Source organism: Polynucleobacter sp. MWH-HuK1, from assembly GCF_018881815.1.
GTDB lineage: Bacteria > Pseudomonadota > Gammaproteobacteria > Burkholderiales > Burkholderiaceae > Polynucleobacter.
The window spans coordinates 820192-837176 of sequence record NZ_JACVPP010000001.1; the positions used below are offsets into that span (position 1 = coordinate 820192).

A 16985-nucleotide genomic window follows, 5' to 3' on the forward strand; every position below is an offset into this window, starting at 1 on the left:
CATGAATATGAATCGATTAATAAAACATCTCTGGTCTCATAGTCGCAAGGTAGAGAAATGCTTTTCCAAGGAAGATCTTGCCGCAATAACAAATGCGATTCGAGATAGTGAGGCTCAACATTCGGGTCAAATCTGTTTTGCCGTGGAAGGTGCCCTGGATACGCTTGCCTTGTTAAAAGACTTAAGCCCTAGAGATCGTGCAATTGAAGTCTTTACCAATCTCAGAGTTTGGGATACCGAGCACAATAATGGGGTGCTCATTTATATTTTATTAGCCGATCATGCTGTAGAGATAATTGCCGATAGAGGCATTCATTCAAATGCGGATGCCAGTGCGTGGGATGTTATTTGTCATGAGATCGAATCCAAATTTGCGCTCAATGAATATCAGGCTGGCATTTTGTCTGGAATTGAAATGGTGAGTCAACTATTGCAAAGTCAATTCCCGGGGAAATCATCTTCAGATAATGAAATCCCAGATACGCCAGTTTTAATAGATTAGGTAAACAAGGATTTGCAATGAGTAAGCACAATGAGAACAATCATCATGAGCATGGACACGATCACTCCCATCACGAACATTCTTCAGATGAAAATTCCTTGAAGGATCCTGTTTGTGGCATGACGGTCACTTCTCAGTCTAAGCATAGTTACTCGCTTAAGAATATTGCGTATTACTTTTGCAGCAATGGTTGTAAAGAAAAATTTATTGGAGCGCCCAGCAGGTATCTAGATGGGGGGCTACAGGACTCAGAGTCGCCTGCTTCGGTGGCTGGCACAATTTATACCTGCCCCATGCATCCGCAAATTCGACAAGATCATCCTGGTAATTGCCCAATTTGTGGGATGAGTTTAGAGCCTCTGCTGCCTGAATTAGAGGAAGAAGAAAATCCAGAATTAGTTGATTTTCAAAGGCGATTTTGGTGGACGCTGCCTTTGACGACAGTGGTGACTGTCCTTGCGATGTTTGGCCATAAACTTAATCTACTAGAGTCTCAAACCCAAACCTGGGTTGAATTATTCCTATCCCTACCAATTGTTTTATGGGCAGGATGGCCATTCTTTCATCGTGGCTGGCAATCCATAGCCAATCGTAGTCCAAATATGTGGACTTTGATTGGATTGGGAACAGGTGCTGCATTTTTTTATAGCGTTGTTGCTACGGTAGCTCCACAAGTATTTCCTGCTTCCTTTATGTCTATGGGCAGGATTGGTGTGTATTTTGAGGCAGCCGCCGTCATTATTTCATTGACTCTGCTTGGTCAGGTGTTGGAACTAAAGGCACGCTCACAAACTTCTGCGGCAATTAAATCACTTTTGGGCTTAGCGCCTAAAACGGCTAGAAGAATTAAGGCTGATGGATCCGAGGAAGACATCCCCTTATCAAATGTGCATATTGAAGACTTATTGAGGGTGCGCCCAGGTGAAAAAGTGCCTGTTGATGGCGTCATTGTTGAAGGCTCTAGTGCGCTTGATGAATCTATGCTTACCGGGGAGCCATTGCCGGTTACTAAGCGTATCGGTGATCGTGTGATTGGAGCAACGATGAATACCAATGGCGCATTGATTATTAAAGCCGAGCGTGTTGGTTCTTCAACCATGCTGGCTCAAATTGTTCAAATGGTAGCTCAAGCCCAACGCTCCAGAGCGCCAATGCAGCGAATGGCAGATATTGTTGCGGGATATTTTGTAGTAACGGTTGTAGCGATAGCTTTACTGACTTTTTTCATTTGGGGGATCTTTGGCCCCGAACCAAGTTGGGTCTTTGGTTTAATCAATGCGGTTTCGGTATTAATCATTGCTTGCCCTTGTGCCCTAGGTCTTGCCACGCCAATGTCGATTATGGTTGCTACTGGTAAGGGGGCGACAAAAGGAATTTTGTTCCGCGACGCTGCGGCCATTGAAAATCTTCGTAAGGTGAACACCCTCATTATTGATAAAACAGGCACCTTAACAGAGGGTAAGCCAATTTTTGATAGAGTTATTCCTGCGCCCAGCTTTGATGGTAATGAGGTCTTAAAGCTTGCAGCAAGTCTTGATCAGGGCAGTGAGCATCCCCTTGCCGATGCAATTGTTCGCGCCGCAAGAGACCGTAATTTGCCATTAGAGAAACCCGAAAACTTTGAATCAAGTTCAGGAATTGGAGTTCAAGGTAGCGTTGGCTTGTTTCATTTGGCGTTGGGTAATACTGCATTGATGGATAAGCTGGGAGTTTCTGTTGATATTTTGAAAGCCCAAGCAGAGGAGCTCCGCTCTGAAGGCGCTAGCGTGATGCATTTAGCTATCAACGGAAAGCTTGCTGGCCTTTTAGCTGTTTCTGATCCTATTAAGGCTACTACGCCAGAGGCTTTGCAAACCTTAAGAGGGGCGGGATTGCGAATTGTGATGGCAACGGGAGATGGATTGACAACTGCTAAATCTGTTGGCAAGCGCCTTGGGATTGAAGAGGTCTATGGAGAGGTTAAGCCAGCAGATAAGCTCGAATTGGTAACTCGACTACAAAATGAAGGTCGGATTGTTGCAATGGCAGGTGATGGCATCAATGATGCTCCAGCTTTAGCAAAAGCCAATGTTGGTATTGCTATGGGCACCGGTACTGACGTTGCTATGAATAGCGCCCAAATTACTTTAGTTAAAGGTGATCTCAGAGGTATTGCGATTGCTAAGTCGCTTTCAGACGATACGGTAGGCAATATGAAGCAAAACCTAGTGTTTGCGTTTCTTTATAACGCACTGGGCATTCCTATTGCTGCTGGTCTCTTATATCCTTTCACTGGATGGTTACTCTCACCATTAATTGCTGCACTTGCCATGAGCTTGAGCTCAGCCTCGGTCATTACAAATGCGTTACGTTTAAGGAGAAATTAATCATGGAAAAGTCATTTCATCCATTCTCTGAGTTATTCCTTCAATTAGGACTACCTTCTGATGGTAATAGTATTAAGGCATTCATTGATCGGCATGCTCCTTTAGATGAAGCGATTGAATTAGCGGATGCACCATTGTGGACACCATCTCAAGCAAGGCTTCTTCGTGATGAGTTGCTTTTAGATGCTGATTGGGCCGAGATTGTGGATCAGTTAAATAAAGCCTTACGTTAAGCAGGTCGCTCAGTTTTGGGTGAGAGTTAGCGTACTCAGATTATTGAATTGATGGTCTGCTTTGGGTCGGAGTCTGCCTACCAGATATCCACACATGAAATGTCGGTTTACTCGACAAATTTTCCGATCGACCTTCCTGAAATCTGAAGTTAAGCTACAAGTGTCTCGAAACACGACACTTGAGTGCAAAATCTAAACCAGCTTTTCTTCAAATCTAGTGCATCCCAGTCTGCTGATGTAATTCACCTCCACCGAGGTTTAGTAAGTCTCTTTAAGCGATCAGGCAGCAATCAATGGCAATGCCGCTTTAGGTTGCCCAATTGTCAGTGGCACTCCATGAGCACTGGCCAGGCGGATCTTGAGGAGGCCAAGCATACCTCTATAGCACTCTATGAGCAGACCATGGCTAAGATAAGCCAGGAATTAAGCCTCAAATCCAAGTCATTTAAGCAGTTGGCTGAAGAAGACCTCGTGGTTGATTTTGTAACCAGCGGGACCGTCAGAGCGGATGCCTATGTGACCAAATCAGGCCTAAGCCTCGTGACCATTACTGACTTTGTGCACAGTGAAGACAAGATTGACCTATCAAGCAGCATCTTTACTGGCGCGTTTAATACGTCCGGATGCCTTGATAGTACGCTGTTTGCAACCGATACGTGGTCGAATTCAAGTCGTGTCTGCTATAACAGCAGTACTGGCGCTTTAGCCTTCGATCAGGATGGCTCGGGCACAAGTTATAGCGCGACTACCTTTGCTGTATTGAGTAACAAGCCTACAGGCTTGTCTGCGAGCGATTTTGTGGTTATTTGATTTTAACTAACAAGCTAGCAGGATTTAGAATCAGCATTAAGTGATCTACGCCAACTGCTGTAATCGGCATACGAGGAACAACCTTTGTAATTGATGTGGGTTCTGACCCTGCAGATGCGAATTTAGTTGAGCCAAAGTTGGAGAAATAAGTTTGTTCTAAGAGCTGTACACCACAGCTTTATTGACATCTTGAATCTGTACTGCAATAGCGCCAGCTTTCTTTTTGCGTAGTGCCGTTGATAGCGCACCATTAAAGTTCCCATAAGTGCCTGCAGTCATCCAGGCGGTATAGGCATTATTCATTTTGTACTGCGCTCTCTATTTGCATAAGTTCTGCTTGCCCAGCTTTGATCTTCTGCCTGGCTCGCTCCGCTTTTATAGCCTCTTGATCTCGCTTAACACGATCCTTCATTGATTTAAGTCTAGCTTGCTCGGGGCTTAATGGTTTGATTGGGGCTATTTCATCAAATCTCATAGTTACCCAATCTGTAATGGTTGATGCGGCACGTTACTTGAACCAAAGATTGCCTTGAAGAGTGCATAGGCTTGGGCTTGATTTTGAGCAAAGAGAATCGTCTCAACCCATAGTCCGCTTGCATTTACTGTTGCCTTATATCTTTTCATATCAATATTTAGCTTTTCTTATCAACCTGCAATAAATCAAGCGTTACTTCAAGTAACGCTTATATCGCTAACTTTTTTTATTAAAGTTCAATTTCTGTGCGCCACTGGCATTTTCAATAGCCCGATCCAAGCTCCCAGCTTCAGTCTCAGACTTTAGTAGTTCCAGTGTTTTTACTAATTCGGCTATATTCTTTACTGAAATAAAGGTTTTGCCAGGAACAATCTCAATACGTTTGCTTCCGTAAAAAACTGATAGACATAAAGAGCCGTCACTAGACATAAACCACCAGGTTTTAATGCGTTTTGGACGTTCAATGCTCTTATAGTTACCTTCTACGTCTTTAACAGTAACCCTGCGTTTCACGACAAAGTGGGTATGTTCTATTTGGCTTTTGGCTAGCTGGATCTGTTGCCATAGTTGGTTGCTAAGTTTGTTTCTTCTTTGCTGTACTGCTGGCATAGATCTTGGTCTTACGGTATCTATAAATTGCAGATTGCTTAGCAAATTTGGTGCGCTCATTGTGTTCTCCTTATAAAGGTGGGGGACATGCGCAATATATGGTTGATCTTGGGTTGAGGGCGACCTCTATTTGGTGTTCTGTGGAATTCAGAGCATTTTGGACAGAAAAAATGCGGTCTTTCTTATCAAGGGATAAATATTTTTGTGAGTTGCTCGGTTGCGACAGAGTGGGTTACCGAGGTAGAGAAAAAGCGTTACTAGCTGAGTAAGTAGTAGCTAATGGAGTTAAGTAAGTCACTTAGTGGCAAATGAATAACTCTGACTAGCAACACAAAAGCACCTCTCTCTATTGAGAGAAGCAACTAATCACCAAGTAACGATCTTTTGAGATCTCTTCTACTAGCAACCAACTAAGAAACTAATCAACCAAGCGACTTGCAACATCACTCATCTAAAAGGAGATAAAAATGAGAGAAATTGCAGTCAGAATGTTTATTAATGAAAAATTTTCAGGAAGCTATGGAAATATGGTGTTTAATCGCGCTGCTTATAACGGCTCAATCGAACTACATAACCCTATGCAAAAGTATTTAGTCGATTTTTATAGCTACATACATTGGGAGGGCCGCGCTCAGATACAAGAGCAAATAGATATTGTTAATGAGCTAATTAATACAGACCTACCTAAAGCGCCGAATATCTTGATGTCATGGATATTGCATTGGGATAGAGATGCAAAGATTAAACAAACGGTGCCGGGATTCTGTGCGTATTTGCCAGATAGCGGGGAAATGCATTTGCGTATTGGCGATGAGCAACGGGGGACAAAAGGGAGTTGGGACTTGCCAGTGCGCCACTGCAAAAATGCAGGGCCCAAGCTTCCTGTGTTTATTGCTACTAATGTGGATTTAACAGTTTGGCAGTAATAGCCAATACATAAGATTGTTAATAAACCCCTCAAAAAAGCCCGCTTAACGCGGGCTTTTTGCATTCTTAGCCCCAAGTAGCTGAGATTGCATAAACGCAATACAGCGTGAATTTGAGGTGTTTTTAGCGGTGTGTCTAAAACCCACAGTATTTGCATATAAGCGCCTCAAATTCTTAGTCAATTTGTTGTCTAGATCTCACACAAAACAGCTAAATATTAAGCGTAGTGTGCACATAAGAAAAAAATGCTTTTCTTTTGTGAATGATGCAAGTCGTTGATTCTTGGAAGATCTTGGAAACCCATGGTTTTACTGGGAACCTAGTACAAAGATGACAAATCACAAGAATTCAAAAGTACCTTATGGCAAATAGAGGTCGACCTTTCCCACAAAAGAAAACACACTACATACATGCTTTTTATTAAATGCAAAGGAAAAACAAATGGCACAAGCAAAGACATTGACCCCAGAAGAGCTAGATAAGGTATTAGGATATGTTGCAACCAAGAAGTATCCAGAACGCGATAGGGCGTTGATATTGATCAGCTGTTATTCAGGGCTTCGTGTTGCCGAAATAGCCAGTTTAAAAAATCGGGACGTAGTAAATGAAGATGGCAGTATTCGTAATGAAGTACGTTTAAGTGCCGCGCAGACTAAAGGTGGCCAGCCAAGAACGGTGTTTTTACCAAAGAAATTACAAGATGAACTGGCGATTTATTTGGCTACTCGTTATGCAAAATTTCCGGATGTGCCATTCTTTCATACTGCAAAAAGACTGGGATTCTCGGCAAATTCTTTATGCCAATGGTTCTTTTGGGCATACCGCAGTGCAGGTATTGCCGGAGCTTCAAGTCATAGCGGGCGTAGAACCTTCATTACTACGTTGGCAAACAAAGGCATTTCAGTAAGGGTGTTGGCTGGATTGGCGGGACATAAGTCAATAGCAGTTACCCAGAAATATATTGATGTAAACCCCGATCTTATGCGTAATGCAGTTGAGTTAATCTAGTGGGAATTGAATATATTAAAGGGACGTACCCATGGCAACCTTAGTAATTGACGATCTCCAAAACCATGAGCCTATTGAATTCATTGTGAATAGCGCAAATGATGTTGATAAATTATCAAAGCAGCTGGATAAAGCTTATGAGGAATTAAAGTCTAACGGCGTTATTAATTTAAATAATACACATACAACTACTGGATCTCTATTCCTGGAATTTAGTGATTATTCGCTTAATTTTGGAGAGTTTTGCGGGGGAAGTTTTCTATTGATAGATTTGGATGAGGACGTATTGGATGAAATTGGTTACCCAGATAGCGATCTGAATGAAATTAATCCTTATCCATTTTTAAAATGGATAATTAAATTTGAAAAGAATGTCTAATCAATCGATGGGAACTTCAGTCTCGCCGCGTTGTAAACCAATCTTTGCGCCTGTTGTTTATATCTAGTTGCAGCCATTTGGCGTCTTTGCTTTTCTTCGTCGGCACTCAAGGCCTCGCTAACTGCTCTTCCTAAGTGATGCTCGGCTAACTTGGCTCTTTGGGCTAGTTGATAAAGCTGGATATCAGGATTGCGATAGAGAATCTCAGCTACATCCACCAAGATTGGGATTGTTTTATGTTGCAACTTGGTAGTTTCTAGCTGCACTAGCGCAGTACTTTGTGCTCTGACATCTAAATTTTTGCCATTATGATGTTCATCCAGGAGCTTGTTGATATGCTCAAGTATGGTTACTCGGCGTAAATTCAGAGGAATGTCGAGAATTAAAAAATCTTTTGATTCGACTTCCAACTTACTCAAAGCTTCATCTTGGTCAATTGCGCGAACTTTGGGATATTGGCGTCTCTCGCTAAAAATGTGCTTTCCAATATTTACCCACCATTGCGCCCACGAGACATTTACATCCCCGAATAGCGCATATGTATCGGTTAAGGGATGGTTTTTGCCGCCTTTTGCACGGCATTCTAGGTATTCATTGCTCGCATTGAGGCAGCGCCACCACTCGTAATACAGCGTATCTTTTGCTTTGCGCCAGTCATCGGCTGTGGAGCGATCTTTGTGAAGTCCGCCAGGAATCTCTTTGTAGAGCCCCAATTTTTCATCTGACATATAAACCTATATTGAAATAACGCGCTAAAAGTAGATATGAAAAGTATAAGCACAATTCTTATCTATATTGATTGGCGTTTACCCCTTAAAAAAGTATTAACAATACTGACATAAATTGATTATTCATCCGAAAAGACTCTCTATTTTCATAGACTTATATAGCGAAATAACTCGCATAACTATGGAGAAATAGGATGAAAAAGAATGGAAAGTTATTAGTAGAGCAAGTGTTATCAGAAGGGGATTTATTGGCACAGCAGCAAGCTGATTTTTACGACAACTACATTATGAAAGCCAATGATGTTTTATATGGGCTATTGGCTGATTTAATGCGATATAGCGATCAGGTTCTGGAATCTGACTATAAGTTAGAAATATTTGCCAAAATGCGCAGTACTTTATCAGCCAAGCACAACATCAAAGTTCAAAAAAATACCTCTGATCTCACGATTATTGTGAAGTATGTGGTGCGCACAAATCGTAAAAATGCCCACGTTTATGCCAGAGTGCTTGATATGGCTTATAGGCAAGACGTAATGGCTAATGAGTTGGAAGAATTCATTCGTCAGAATGGCGGCATTGATCGTATTCGTGCAAGCAATACCAATTTAGAATCTGTAAGAAAGAAAAAAGCTAAGAGTGAGCATGAGCTCAAGTTTATAAAGGCTTTATTGGATGAAAAAGCAGCTACGCCAATCACTGAATTTAGCATTCCGCACGAGTGGTCTAGTCAGGTGCATGATTCTATGGGGGTGAGCACGTTCTTTTATCCAATTTGCATGGGGGTTCTTGGTGGGTATAAGGTGGTTGGTGTTGTGCCAATGGATATAGATTTTGAAAAACAAATTCTTAGTCGTGTGTTTATAGACTTAGGCTCTAAGGGCTCATATTCAGAGGTGGATAAACAGCAAATTGCTCGCGCTAAAGAGATCATATCCCCTGCTTATCAGTTAAAAATGCAAGAAGAGCGTGATAGGGCGGAGCAAGAGCGTCGGTCGAAAAAACAAGTGGCCCAACAACTGGCAGTGCCACAATTGGCGCTAGCTACTTAATCAAGTGTTACTTGCAGTAACGGTGCCACCTTCGGGTGGCATTTTCTTTTGGGTTTGACGATTAACAAAACCGATTTGAAACGCTTATTTAGATTCAAAAAAATCTACTTTTTATATCATTGATTTATGAATTATCGCTGTGATAGTTCACCATTAAGGAGATTTAAAAATGTTTAAGTTTTATAAAAAATTTCAAGCAAAAAGTTATCTAGATAATGATCTTGCATACGAATCAACAGTTCAAGTTAAGGGGAAATTAATTTCTTTTGGCATTCAAGATAACGATTATTTAAGTATTCACTATCCAGACTCTTATTCCCAGGTAGATTTAAGTGAAATTAAAAATATTGGAGTTGGGTCCTTTATTCAAATATCTGCCAACTGGAACAAGATCGGTCTTCCAATAGAAAAATTTTGGGTTGAGGTAACACGTGTTGTAATTATTGGGGGTATGCCCTCTTATTACGGGAATGCTGGAAACGATACCTTTGTTGCACCAATAGATTCGAAAATTGGACCTATATATCCAGGCTGCATCAATCGTGTTTACTCTGAGGATTATTTAAAAAAAGTTGCTTTACCCAAACTTAGACATAAGCAAGCGGCTTAGTCATTCCAGTCCACTATTTAATCTCACTTTAAGCCAGCTTCATGCTGGCTTTTTTACAGTTTTCCAGCATCAGAAGTATCGGTTGCTGCTTAATTGCTTACACACTTTCTTACACACCGAGGTCAACCAACGCTAGACCCTTGTATTTACAACGGCCAATTTGGTCCTCTGCTCTCATAATCCTTTGGTCCCAGGTTCAAGTCCTGGTGGGCCCACCAGATAAGCAAACCCTCATCAGAAATGGAGTGGGTTTGCTTCGCTGCTTATGCACATAAATATTTTGCCTAAATTTATCAAGTTTGTTTCATTTCGCAATGACCCCTATGTCTATAAGAGGCGCTAAAAGAAGTTTGCTTAATATTGCGGCAAGGTTGGTTTTTGTAACTACTTCAGTTATTTAGCAAGCCAATGCGGATTTAGAATATATAAAAGTGAGTGCTTACTCACAAATATTTTCATATATGGCGGAAAACGAGGCTAGAATTGAGCTCCACTTGGCTGTCCGTATGAAAGTAAAAATGAAGCCAAAGTCCACCTCAATCACCCAATGACTTAAGAAGGTACCAGTATGCTTTTTAAGAAATCTCAATCTATTAAATTTTTGCAGCCTACCATGGAGTCTTTTGAGACGATTGTTGGACCAGCAACAGAGGTTCATGGAAGATTGGTTGCAAATGAAAGTCTCCGAATCGACGGCAGTGTAATTGGGAATATCGAGGCACGTCAGGGAAAAAACGTCAGTATTGCATTAGGACGAACAGGGCTTGTGCAGGGCGACATCTACGCGTTCCGGGTTTTAGTTGCTGGCAGGGTTGAGGGGAATATTTATGCAACCGAGCGAGTTGAATTGCATGAGGGTGCAGAGGTTCGCGGCGATATTACCTATGGTCAGCTGGGTATAGAGCATGGGGCCAAGTTAAACGGTTTAATGATTTCCAGAAATGGGGAAGAACCAGAAGGTGTGGTTGACTCGTCTGCGGCGGTTTTTCAGGCAAACTGGGCTAAGATTAAAAGTCGATAGATCCTTTAAAGCAACCCTTTCTTTCTAAGAGCAAATAAAATTTATGGCTTTATTTAATTTAGGATCAAATGCGCCGCAATATATGGAGCAGGCAAATTTTGATGCAGCAGTTTTTCGGTTTTATAGTTTGAGGCATCAATTTCAAGATTTTCAAAGTTTCTGGCATTCAAAAATAACAGGTCCTGATGGAAGAGAGATTCGCCAGGTTGACAACTTATATGCACAAGTTGGAAAGTACCCCAAAGATGATATGCTGAGGTCGCAGTTGTCCGAAGCATGTTTAGAGCTTGAGAAGTATTGGAATAAAAAATTTGGCACAAGTCCTGAATCGCTAACTTTATTTGGAGTGGTTAAATCTCAAGCTGAAGAATCTTTGACTAAGGCTTTGGCTCAAGAGGTTGCCATGAAGGGTGCTCCATTCCCGAGTAATCCAGAGGGTCGTGTAGATAGGTTGATGAGAAATCTATACCAATATGAGCACCAAATTGCGCAATTAAATCCAGTTCGTTTTGATGATGCAACAAAAATCCATTTTTTCTTAGATGGCTTGAATGAGGCTCTCAGCTCGAGCTTCAAGTACAGTGGTAGCGTACTTAAGGTTTTGGAGCAAGACTCCTATATTCAAAATGAGGATGTAACTTGGGGTAGGTGGACGCTGTTTCGCGATTCCACTGGGTTCTCAGATGTTTGGATTGTAAGGATTGAAAATGGCAGAGCAGACGTATTTAAAGCTGTGCAAAAATTGAATCAAGACAGCTATGAGCTTGAGAACACAAGCAGGGGCATCCATTTTGATTCGGAAATTTTTAAGGCAATTGATAAAACACAGATTGCTGCATTTGAAAACTCGGAATACAACTTGAGCCCCCCAGCATATTTTCAGATGCTTTCTATGCTTAATGTGAGTGGAGAGCCCATTTTTGAGAGGCGCTAGATACTGCGCTTCTCAAATTTCTAAAGTGATTTACTCGTCTTCTGTTGGTGTGACGCTTGAGCTGTATGAAGCGCTTGATGAGTAAGGGGATGGGTGACTGGACTCAATCACTCGCAACTCTCCGCTCAGTTTTGCGCCTTTCTCTACACTCATTTCAGCATATTGAGTGAGGCCAGTAATTTTTGCGCTGGACTTGATGTTGAGGTGATCGGTGACATGCAAGCCCTGGGTTACTTCTCCACGTATTTCAACGACTTCCGCATTAATTCTGCCATTCACGATTCCAGTGGCGTCTACCAAAACCTCTTTGGTGTTCAATTCACCCTCAACTAATCCGGCAACAACTGCCATTTCGGGAACCTCAAATGTGCCTTTAACTACTACACCCTCGCCAACAAAAAGAGACCCTTTCGGATTGTTATCCATAATTATTTTCCTGATTTAATAGATGTGGTTAGATCATATCGCATTGCTGAATTTTTAAAGAATATAAAATTAATGCACCAAAAAAGTGCATTAATTTTCGTTGTTTTGAGGTTTGGATTTAATTGGTGTGGGGGTTGCTAATTCGGAGAATTGATTTTTTAGAACGCTAAGCGTAGCAATCTTTGATTCTATTGCTGGCAGTTGACGCTCGAGAATTTGTAGCTTTTCGCGGTACATTGCTTCAATCTCATCAAATTCTTTGCGGGTGATAACCCCGCCCATTTCTTTGGTCATTTCCGGGCTAAAGCGAATTGCCACTCGAAAACCCAGAAAATGAATTCCTATACCAATCACAATAAATACACTGAACGACAAAATAGCGAGCTTAATCACGGATCTCCCCGTGATTTTGATTTGTTTCATTGTCGAGGTCGAGCCCGAAATCCAAATTAATTGCATTTAATTAGAGGTATTGGGGTTTATGGTTGGTCCAATCTGTTGGGCGCCGAGTGCAATTTTGGACGTTTTTATTTGTTTTGTAAAGTTTAGTCCAGTATTTTTGTGGGTTTGGGCCCTATTGGTGCTAATATCGAAGTAAAAACTTTTATCACTAAAAGAGACCAATCCAATTCTGTGCTACCTCACAGTTTTTCACAATACACTTAACTTATGTCCCAGGCTCGATCTCCTGAAATTAATGGACTTGCATTAAAAGATGCTCGAGAAAAGCAGGGGATGGAGCGCGCTGAACTGGCGTCTAAATGTTGCCTCTCCACCAAAATGATTGTTGAGTTGGAAGAGGGTGGTATTTCATCTTTCTACAATTTCCAATTAAAGGTCTCTGTCGCAAAAAAGGTTGGCTCTTATTTGGGTTTGCCTCTTGAGCACTATTTGCAGGAATTCCCTGCGGTTGTTGGGGAGGATCAAGGTTCTGTAGTTGCGGAAAATGCCAAACTACAGGCAGATGAAAGATTGGTTCTGGTAAATGCAGCTAAATCAGTTGCAAATGAAGGTGAGCAGGTGGATGACCTCATCTATGAAAGTACTCATGCTGGAACTTCACTTCCACATTTAAGTTCTCATACGCAACGATCTAGGTGGATGAGTATTCCGCTAGTTATGCTTTTGGGAGGTGTTGCGTTCTATGGTTTTGAAAGCCGGTTTCATATTTCCGACCAGGTGATTGATTTTCTGGGGCAAAACAGCCAAAAAAAATTAGAATTACCCGATCCCCCAGGGGGGCTTGTTGCGCAAGGTGAGCAGCAGACTCAGGGGGGTGAGAAGGTTTTAGAAAAAACAGAGTCTTCGGCCGATACCTCGGTGGCGGCATCTTCTCAGAATCAATGCCCATCAGTTCGCGCTGAGCAGTTGGTTGTTTATAAGTCTCCCAATCCATCCAAGTTAGGTGATGTTGTCAATATTAAGACTTTAGTGAAGCAAGTGGTATGTGTGACTGATAGCCATGGCAAGCAAGTTTCGGTAGATCTGGAGTCCAATACGGCGCATTCATTTAAGGGTGCCCCTCCTTTTGTAGTAGTTGCTCAGGATTTGGATAATGTCGAAATGTTTTATCAAGGATGGAGAGTCAGGCCGCCTAATGTCGGCGTGAAGGAAATGAAGTTGGTTGAAGTTGCCATGCAGTGAATAAGATTCACTCGATAAGGAGGAGTTAACATGTTTGAATTTTCAAAAAAAGGCCCAATGGCTGATTCGCAGTTAACGTATTTAACAACCATAGGTGCAGGCTCAAAAGTAGCTGGAAATTTTACGCACAGAGGCAATATGCTGTTATCAGGACATCTTGTGGGTGATATTCATCAAGATGAGAATGGTCCTGAAGCAGAAAATGGGTATACCGCAGTGATAGGTAAGACCGGGTTTTTAGAGGGCGATATTCACAGTGCCCATGCAATTATTATCGGGCGCATTAATGGGTCGGTCCTTGCAAAAGGGAGGGTTGAGGTCTATCCAGGCGCTGTAGTTTGTGGCGACATTACCTATTCCCAAATTAACGTTCACCCTGACGCTAAGGTAAATGGCAATCTGAAGTGCTTGCTACCAGACTCACTAAAAATCACTTCTAGTACATCAGATTTTGAGGATTTGAATAACAACGTTGTGCCGCTGACAAAATCTGAGAGCGCTTAAAGGTAAGTAGTTAGGGCTTATTGAGATGGCTCAAATACCAGAAAGCCAGATGCACCATCTAAAGGAGTCCTTAGAGGAGGATTCTCTTCGCAGGAGAATTCCCCCCTTTTTTTTGGCGGGTTTAATTCTGTTAATAGTGGTTGGTGCGCTAGTCAATGTTTATTACTATCGAGATCTTCCAAAATGTCAAGATGAGTCTGTTCAGATCCTATTAAATAAAAACATTAGGAGTAATGAGACTCTTATTCAAAATGCTCGAACGCAAGCGTTTGATCGCATTCGAGAGCTCTCTCATAGCGAATCTCGCCGATCTTGTGCCGCTACTCTAGTCACTACGGAGGGTAACTACGACCTTATCTATGTCGTAGTAAATGATTTGGTTGAAAAAAACTGGCTTAATAAATTTGTCGACGCTGTTCAATATTCTGTCGAGATTCAAAAAATTGAGCCAGTGAAGTAATTGGTCGTGGCAACAAGATCCTCTAAAGGAGAAACTTCCCAATAATATAGAGCATCAATGATGACACTACTACGTAAATTGCCGCCTTAGCCAAAGCTCGCTCTACCCCTTTTTGAACAATCTTATTTTGAATATTTTCATCAACAACGATATTCTTGATATTCCAAAGATCTTTTCTGATGGTATTTAGGCTCTCATCCGATTTTTTATCCCTGCCTTGAATCGCGGTGCTAATTTCAGTTAAGCGAGCATTAATCTCCTTTAACTCTTTAATTGCATCGTCTAGATTTCCCATGAACGCTCCAAATCGGAATTGGCTCTGTACATTTAAATAGCGCCAATTTTAAGTTTTATTAGTGATACTTGATTATTGCAAATTTCATAAGTCTTCCATGAAATTTACGTTATTAGCCTAATTTTTCAATTGAGTTGGGGTGTATTGATAATTGCTTTATAGTGTCATTAAATGAATCTAAGCACTAATTGAGCATAGCTAATGATTGTGCTGGATTGTTAAAAAGAATGGATATCAAGGGTTGATGATAGCGGCTAAAGTTAAAGTCTTAGCAAAATTAATTTTGCGGGGCTTCGCCATTTTGTTAGTTTTATTGGTCTTGATCTATATTGGATTCAAGGTATGGGCTTATTATTCCTTGGAGGGTAATCGGGCACAGCAATTGGCCGTTCAACGTCAACAGAAAGCCAAGTACGATGATCTCATCAAAGATCAATCTTCTTATGTTCCACTCATGATTGGTGCCCCATCCTATGAGTATCTTATGGATGGAAATCGCAATTTTATTTTTACCTATTTGCTATCAGCTGACTACAAGGTATTCCAAGAGGCAATGGAAGATAGTGCTCAAATGGTTTATGTAGGCAAGCAAATTTTAGGATCCGGATGCAAAAAACAAGCATGTAACGAACTTGAGGCAGCGTTTGTTATTGATCCGGAAACCAGTCAATATTTTGCGGCAATTAGTCAAAATGGCAGGATTGTTTATTACGGAGTCGAAGATGGAAAATTGATTCCACCAGCTTTTATGAAGTGGCATCCCAATATCGTCATTGAGGGGGGCAAGTGATGAATGCCTTATTCAAAGCTTCGTTATTTTCTTATGTGTTTCGCCTTTTTGTTCTATTGAATGTTTTTTTTATTCTGAGTGCACAAGCAAAGTCGGACCATCACGAAGCAAGCCCTGCAAAAGCGGTTGTTGCTAAAGGGGGATCTAAGGCTGGCAATGACAAGGATATTGTTCTCCGTAAAAATTCCCAATCTACTCTGTATTTATTGTCAGGGTGGGGTAAGGCAGAGGAGCCTTATGTTTGGTACACAGTTTCAGCCCATTTTAATGAAGACCAATTGGCGCCAAATGGCAAGTTGTTTAATCTTTTTAGCCTAAGTGGCGCCCAGGATTGCAAAGAAAACCATTTTTTCTTTTATCGCGCCTCATATATGTACTTTGATCCCAAAACGAAAGCGTTAGGTGAAGTATTTTTTAACAAGAGTAAATCTAGTGTCATGTCTATCAATCCAGACACGATTGAGTCGAGCGTCAAATCCATCATCTGTAATTAAATGATGGATCACCAGGCTGGGCTATCTCGCGCGATCGAGCAATTCTTATCTTTATTTCAGCAAATGCAAAAGCTAGCTCAAGAAGCTAAGCATCAGGATCTTATTGAATTGATTCAGACGAATCCGCATTTATCTCAGCTTCAAAGACATGTTTTTAATGAACTCATTTACGATGAACCCTCTTCATTTTCTCTTGCGCATGATGAGTTAACCGGCCTTTTGCTGAGATCGAGTTTGCTAGAGTGTCTAAATAAAGCTTTGGTTGATGTTCGCCTTCGTGGTAATTATGTGGCGCTATGTTTTATTGACTTAGATGGTTTTAAGGAAATTAATGACCAACATGGGCATCTTATTGGCGATCAAGCATTAAGACTGGTCGGCGGAAGCTTGAAAAATTCAATCCGTTCTGGAGACTTATTGTGTCGTTGGGGTGGCGATGAATTTATCGTAGTTTTGCAAGATATTAGTCATCAAGATTTGGTTTTGAGTTTGGCAAATCGATTGCTCAATGCGATTTCAAGCCCATTGAGGCTCAGTGTTGATGATCCCCTTACCCTTTTCTTGGGCGCAAGCATTGGAGTTTCAGTTGTCGGGCCTACGAATGTTCATCAACTTCAAGATGCGCTTGCTCTTATTGAATCAGCCGATGCGGCTATGTACCTGGCTAAGCAGGCAGGTCAAAATCGCATTCAGTTTGCTGCTGTCTAATAAATAGTGA

General features: G+C 41.5%; 24 protein-coding genes. 17 read left to right on the forward strand and 7 right to left on the reverse strand.

What is annotated here, in order from left to right:
* The first annotated feature begins 1 nt into the window (after position 1).
* The 4 genes from ICE93_RS04235 (at position 2) to ICE93_RS04250 (ending at position 3911) form a co-directional block, all read left to right on the forward strand.
* Positions 2–502, forward strand: coding sequence for a TPM domain-containing protein (locus ICE93_RS04235; protein ID WP_255554490.1), 501 nt, complete (start codon positions 2–4; stop codon positions 500–502).
* A gap of 17 nt (positions 503–519) precedes the next feature.
* Positions 520–2868: a heavy metal translocating P-type ATPase gene (locus ICE93_RS04240; protein WP_216185877.1), complete on the forward strand. Its 2349-nt coding sequence runs from the start codon at positions 520–522 to the stop codon at positions 2866–2868.
* A 2-nt stretch (positions 2869–2870) separates the two neighbouring features.
* Positions 2871–3101 carry a DUF2789 family protein gene (locus ICE93_RS04245; RefSeq protein ID WP_015421810.1) on the forward strand — a complete coding sequence of 77 codons (231 nt, stop codon included), beginning with the start codon at positions 2871–2873 and terminating at the stop codon, positions 3099–3101.
* A gap of 183 nt (positions 3102–3284) precedes the next feature.
* On the forward strand, positions 3285–3911 hold the full coding sequence (locus tag ICE93_RS04250) for a phage integrase family protein (protein WP_015421765.1): 627 nt from the start codon (positions 3285–3287) through the stop codon (positions 3909–3911).
* A 156-nt stretch (positions 3912–4067) separates the two neighbouring features.
* On the opposite strand, the gene ICE93_RS04255 is transcribed toward ICE93_RS04250, so the two are convergent.
* The 3 genes from ICE93_RS04255 to ICE93_RS04265 all read right to left on the reverse strand — a co-directional run bounded on the left by ICE93_RS04255 (position 4068) and on the right by ICE93_RS04265 (position 5055).
* On the reverse strand, positions 4068–4214 hold the full coding sequence (locus tag ICE93_RS04255) for a hypothetical protein (protein ID WP_015421764.1): 147 nt from the start codon (positions 4212–4214) through the stop codon (positions 4068–4070).
* Between the two features lie 174 nt (positions 4215–4388).
* The gene (locus tag ICE93_RS04260; RefSeq protein ID WP_015421762.1) at positions 4389–4535 is read right to left on the reverse strand and encodes a hypothetical protein; all 147 of its coding nucleotides are present in this window, start codon (positions 4533–4535) and stop codon (positions 4389–4391) included.
* 67 nt (positions 4536–4602) lie between these two features.
* Positions 4603–5055, reverse strand: coding sequence for a DUF6641 family protein (locus ICE93_RS04265; protein WP_216185879.1), 453 nt, complete (start codon positions 5053–5055; stop codon positions 4603–4605).
* Between the two features lie 407 nt (positions 5056–5462).
* Here ICE93_RS04265 and ICE93_RS04270 point away from each other — a divergent pair, with 407 nt between their 5' ends.
* The 3 genes from ICE93_RS04270 (at position 5463) to ICE93_RS04280 (ending at position 7309) form a co-directional block, all read left to right on the forward strand.
* Complete coding sequence (locus tag ICE93_RS04270; RefSeq protein WP_216185881.1) at positions 5463–5921, forward strand: hypothetical protein; 459 nt, start codon at positions 5463–5465, stop codon at positions 5919–5921.
* Between the two features lie 442 nt (positions 5922–6363).
* Positions 6364–6930: a site-specific integrase gene (locus tag ICE93_RS04275; protein WP_216185883.1), complete on the forward strand. Its 567-nt coding sequence runs from the start codon at positions 6364–6366 to the stop codon at positions 6928–6930.
* 31 nt (positions 6931–6961) lie between these two features.
* On the forward strand, positions 6962–7309 hold the full coding sequence (locus tag ICE93_RS04280; protein ID WP_216185885.1) for a hypothetical protein: 348 nt from the start codon (positions 6962–6964) through the stop codon (positions 7307–7309).
* Here ICE93_RS04280 and ICE93_RS04285 read toward each other — a convergent pair.
* Positions 7306–8037 carry a hypothetical protein gene (locus tag ICE93_RS04285; protein WP_216185887.1) on the reverse strand — a complete coding sequence of 244 codons (732 nt, stop codon included), beginning with the start codon at positions 8035–8037 and terminating at the stop codon, positions 7306–7308. The two genes, ICE93_RS04280 and ICE93_RS04285, sit on opposite strands and share 4 nt — an antisense overlap.
* Positions 8038–8231: 194 nt before the next feature.
* Here ICE93_RS04285 and ICE93_RS04290 point away from each other — a divergent pair, with 194 nt between their 5' ends.
* The 4 genes from ICE93_RS04290 to ICE93_RS04305 all read left to right on the forward strand — a co-directional run bounded on the left by ICE93_RS04290 (position 8232) and on the right by ICE93_RS04305 (position 11654).
* Positions 8232–9089, forward strand: coding sequence for a hypothetical protein (locus tag ICE93_RS04290; RefSeq protein WP_216185889.1), 858 nt, complete (start codon positions 8232–8234; stop codon positions 9087–9089).
* A 169-nt stretch (positions 9090–9258) separates the two neighbouring features.
* Positions 9259–9699 (forward strand): hypothetical protein, encoded by a 441-nt coding sequence (locus ICE93_RS04295; RefSeq protein WP_216185891.1) that lies wholly within the window; start codon positions 9259–9261, stop codon positions 9697–9699.
* A gap of 568 nt (positions 9700–10267) precedes the next feature.
* Positions 10268–10720 (forward strand): polymer-forming cytoskeletal protein, encoded by a 453-nt coding sequence (locus ICE93_RS04300; RefSeq protein ID WP_216185893.1) that lies wholly within the window; start codon positions 10268–10270, stop codon positions 10718–10720.
* Between the two features lie 43 nt (positions 10721–10763).
* The gene (locus tag ICE93_RS04305) at positions 10764–11654 is read left to right on the forward strand and encodes a hypothetical protein (protein ID WP_216185895.1); all 891 of its coding nucleotides are present in this window, start codon (positions 10764–10766) and stop codon (positions 11652–11654) included.
* A gap of 30 nt (positions 11655–11684) precedes the next feature.
* Here ICE93_RS04305 and ICE93_RS04310 read toward each other — a convergent pair whose 3' ends face one another.
* Together ICE93_RS04310 and ICE93_RS04315 are read right to left on the reverse strand one after the other, a co-directional pair.
* The gene (locus ICE93_RS04310) at positions 11685–12080 is read right to left on the reverse strand and encodes a polymer-forming cytoskeletal protein (protein ID WP_216185897.1); all 396 of its coding nucleotides are present in this window, start codon (positions 12078–12080) and stop codon (positions 11685–11687) included.
* Between the two features lie 90 nt (positions 12081–12170).
* Positions 12171–12503: a hypothetical protein gene (locus ICE93_RS04315; RefSeq protein WP_216185899.1), complete on the reverse strand. Its 333-nt coding sequence runs from the start codon at positions 12501–12503 to the stop codon at positions 12171–12173.
* 246 nt (positions 12504–12749) lie between these two features.
* Between ICE93_RS04315 and ICE93_RS04320 the strand changes: the two genes are divergently transcribed.
* From ICE93_RS04320 to ICE93_RS04330, 3 genes are all read left to right on the forward strand, one after another.
* Positions 12750–13724 carry a RodZ family helix-turn-helix domain-containing protein gene (locus ICE93_RS04320; RefSeq protein WP_216185901.1) on the forward strand — a complete coding sequence of 325 codons (975 nt, stop codon included), beginning with the start codon at positions 12750–12752 and terminating at the stop codon, positions 13722–13724.
* 30 nt (positions 13725–13754) lie between these two features.
* Positions 13755–14228, forward strand: a complete 474-nt coding sequence (locus ICE93_RS04325) for a polymer-forming cytoskeletal protein (protein ID WP_216185903.1) — start codon at positions 13755–13757, stop codon at positions 14226–14228.
* 136 nt (positions 14229–14364) lie between these two features.
* Positions 14365–14688, forward strand: a complete 324-nt coding sequence (locus ICE93_RS04330; protein ID WP_216185905.1) for a hypothetical protein — start codon at positions 14365–14367, stop codon at positions 14686–14688.
* A 22-nt stretch (positions 14689–14710) separates the two neighbouring features.
* Here ICE93_RS04330 and ICE93_RS04335 read toward each other — a convergent pair whose 3' ends face one another.
* The gene (locus ICE93_RS04335) at positions 14711–14983 is read right to left on the reverse strand and encodes a hypothetical protein (RefSeq protein ID WP_216185907.1); all 273 of its coding nucleotides are present in this window, start codon (positions 14981–14983) and stop codon (positions 14711–14713) included.
* Positions 14984–15227: 244 nt separating this feature from the next.
* Here ICE93_RS04335 and ICE93_RS04340 point away from each other — a divergent pair, with 244 nt between their 5' ends.
* From ICE93_RS04340 to ICE93_RS04350, 3 genes are read left to right on the forward strand one after another with little or no spacing between them, the layout of a single operon-like run.
* Positions 15228–15773: a hypothetical protein gene (locus tag ICE93_RS04340; RefSeq protein WP_216185910.1), complete on the forward strand. Its 546-nt coding sequence runs from the start codon at positions 15228–15230 to the stop codon at positions 15771–15773.
* Entirely contained in the window at positions 15773–16267 is a 495-nt protein-coding gene (locus ICE93_RS04345; RefSeq protein ID WP_216185912.1) for a hypothetical protein, read from the forward strand. Before ICE93_RS04340 ends, ICE93_RS04345 begins: the two co-directional genes overlap by 1 nt.
* On the forward strand, positions 16268–16975 hold the full coding sequence (locus ICE93_RS04350) for a GGDEF domain-containing protein (RefSeq protein ID WP_216185914.1): 708 nt from the start codon (positions 16268–16270) through the stop codon (positions 16973–16975). It begins immediately after the preceding gene.
* Positions 16976–16985 lie beyond the last annotated feature (10 nt).

Bases quoted from the DNA above. Each gene is read 5' to 3' on its own strand.
- ICE93_RS04235 (WP_255554490.1), top strand. From the start codon at position 2: ATGAATATGAATCGATTAATAAAACATCTCTGGTCTCATAGTCGCAAG.
- ICE93_RS04240 (WP_216185877.1), top strand. From the start codon at position 520: ATGAGTAAGCACAATGAGAACAATCATCATGAGCATGGACACGATCAC.
- ICE93_RS04245 (WP_015421810.1), top strand. From the start codon at position 2,871: ATGGAAAAGTCATTTCATCCATTCTCTGAGTTATTCCTTCAATTAGGA.
- ICE93_RS04255 (WP_015421764.1), bottom strand. From the start codon at position 4,214: ATGAATAATGCCTATACCGCCTGGATGACTGCAGGCACTTATGGGAAC.
- ICE93_RS04260 (WP_015421762.1), bottom strand. From the start codon at position 4,535: ATGAAAAGATATAAGGCAACAGTAAATGCAAGCGGACTATGGGTTGAG.
- ICE93_RS04265 (WP_216185879.1), bottom strand. From the start codon at position 5,055: ATGAGCGCACCAAATTTGCTAAGCAATCTGCAATTTATAGATACCGTA.
- ICE93_RS04270 (WP_216185881.1), top strand. From the start codon at position 5,463: ATGAGAGAAATTGCAGTCAGAATGTTTATTAATGAAAAATTTTCAGGA.
- ICE93_RS04275 (WP_216185883.1), top strand. From the start codon at position 6,364: ATGGCACAAGCAAAGACATTGACCCCAGAAGAGCTAGATAAGGTATTA.
- ICE93_RS04280 (WP_216185885.1), top strand. From the start codon at position 6,962: ATGGCAACCTTAGTAATTGACGATCTCCAAAACCATGAGCCTATTGAA.
- ICE93_RS04285 (WP_216185887.1), bottom strand. From the start codon at position 8,037: ATGTCAGATGAAAAATTGGGGCTCTACAAAGAGATTCCTGGCGGACTT.
- ICE93_RS04290 (WP_216185889.1), top strand. From the start codon at position 8,232: ATGAAAAAGAATGGAAAGTTATTAGTAGAGCAAGTGTTATCAGAAGGG.
- ICE93_RS04295 (WP_216185891.1), top strand. From the start codon at position 9,259: ATGTTTAAGTTTTATAAAAAATTTCAAGCAAAAAGTTATCTAGATAAT.
- ICE93_RS04300 (WP_216185893.1), top strand. From the start codon at position 10,268: ATGCTTTTTAAGAAATCTCAATCTATTAAATTTTTGCAGCCTACCATG.
- ICE93_RS04305 (WP_216185895.1), top strand. From the start codon at position 10,764: ATGGCTTTATTTAATTTAGGATCAAATGCGCCGCAATATATGGAGCAG.
- ICE93_RS04310 (WP_216185897.1), bottom strand. From the start codon at position 12,080: ATGGATAACAATCCGAAAGGGTCTCTTTTTGTTGGCGAGGGTGTAGTA.
- ICE93_RS04315 (WP_216185899.1), bottom strand. From the start codon at position 12,503: ATGAAACAAATCAAAATCACGGGGAGATCCGTGATTAAGCTCGCTATT.
- ICE93_RS04320 (WP_216185901.1), top strand. From the start codon at position 12,750: ATGTCCCAGGCTCGATCTCCTGAAATTAATGGACTTGCATTAAAAGAT.
- ICE93_RS04325 (WP_216185903.1), top strand. From the start codon at position 13,755: ATGTTTGAATTTTCAAAAAAAGGCCCAATGGCTGATTCGCAGTTAACG.
- ICE93_RS04335 (WP_216185907.1), bottom strand. From the start codon at position 14,983: ATGGGAAATCTAGACGATGCAATTAAAGAGTTAAAGGAGATTAATGCT.
- ICE93_RS04340 (WP_216185910.1), top strand. From the start codon at position 15,228: ATGATAGCGGCTAAAGTTAAAGTCTTAGCAAAATTAATTTTGCGGGGC.
- ICE93_RS04345 (WP_216185912.1), top strand. From the start codon at position 15,773: ATGAATGCCTTATTCAAAGCTTCGTTATTTTCTTATGTGTTTCGCCTT.
- ICE93_RS04350 (WP_216185914.1), top strand. From the start codon at position 16,268: ATGATGGATCACCAGGCTGGGCTATCTCGCGCGATCGAGCAATTCTTA.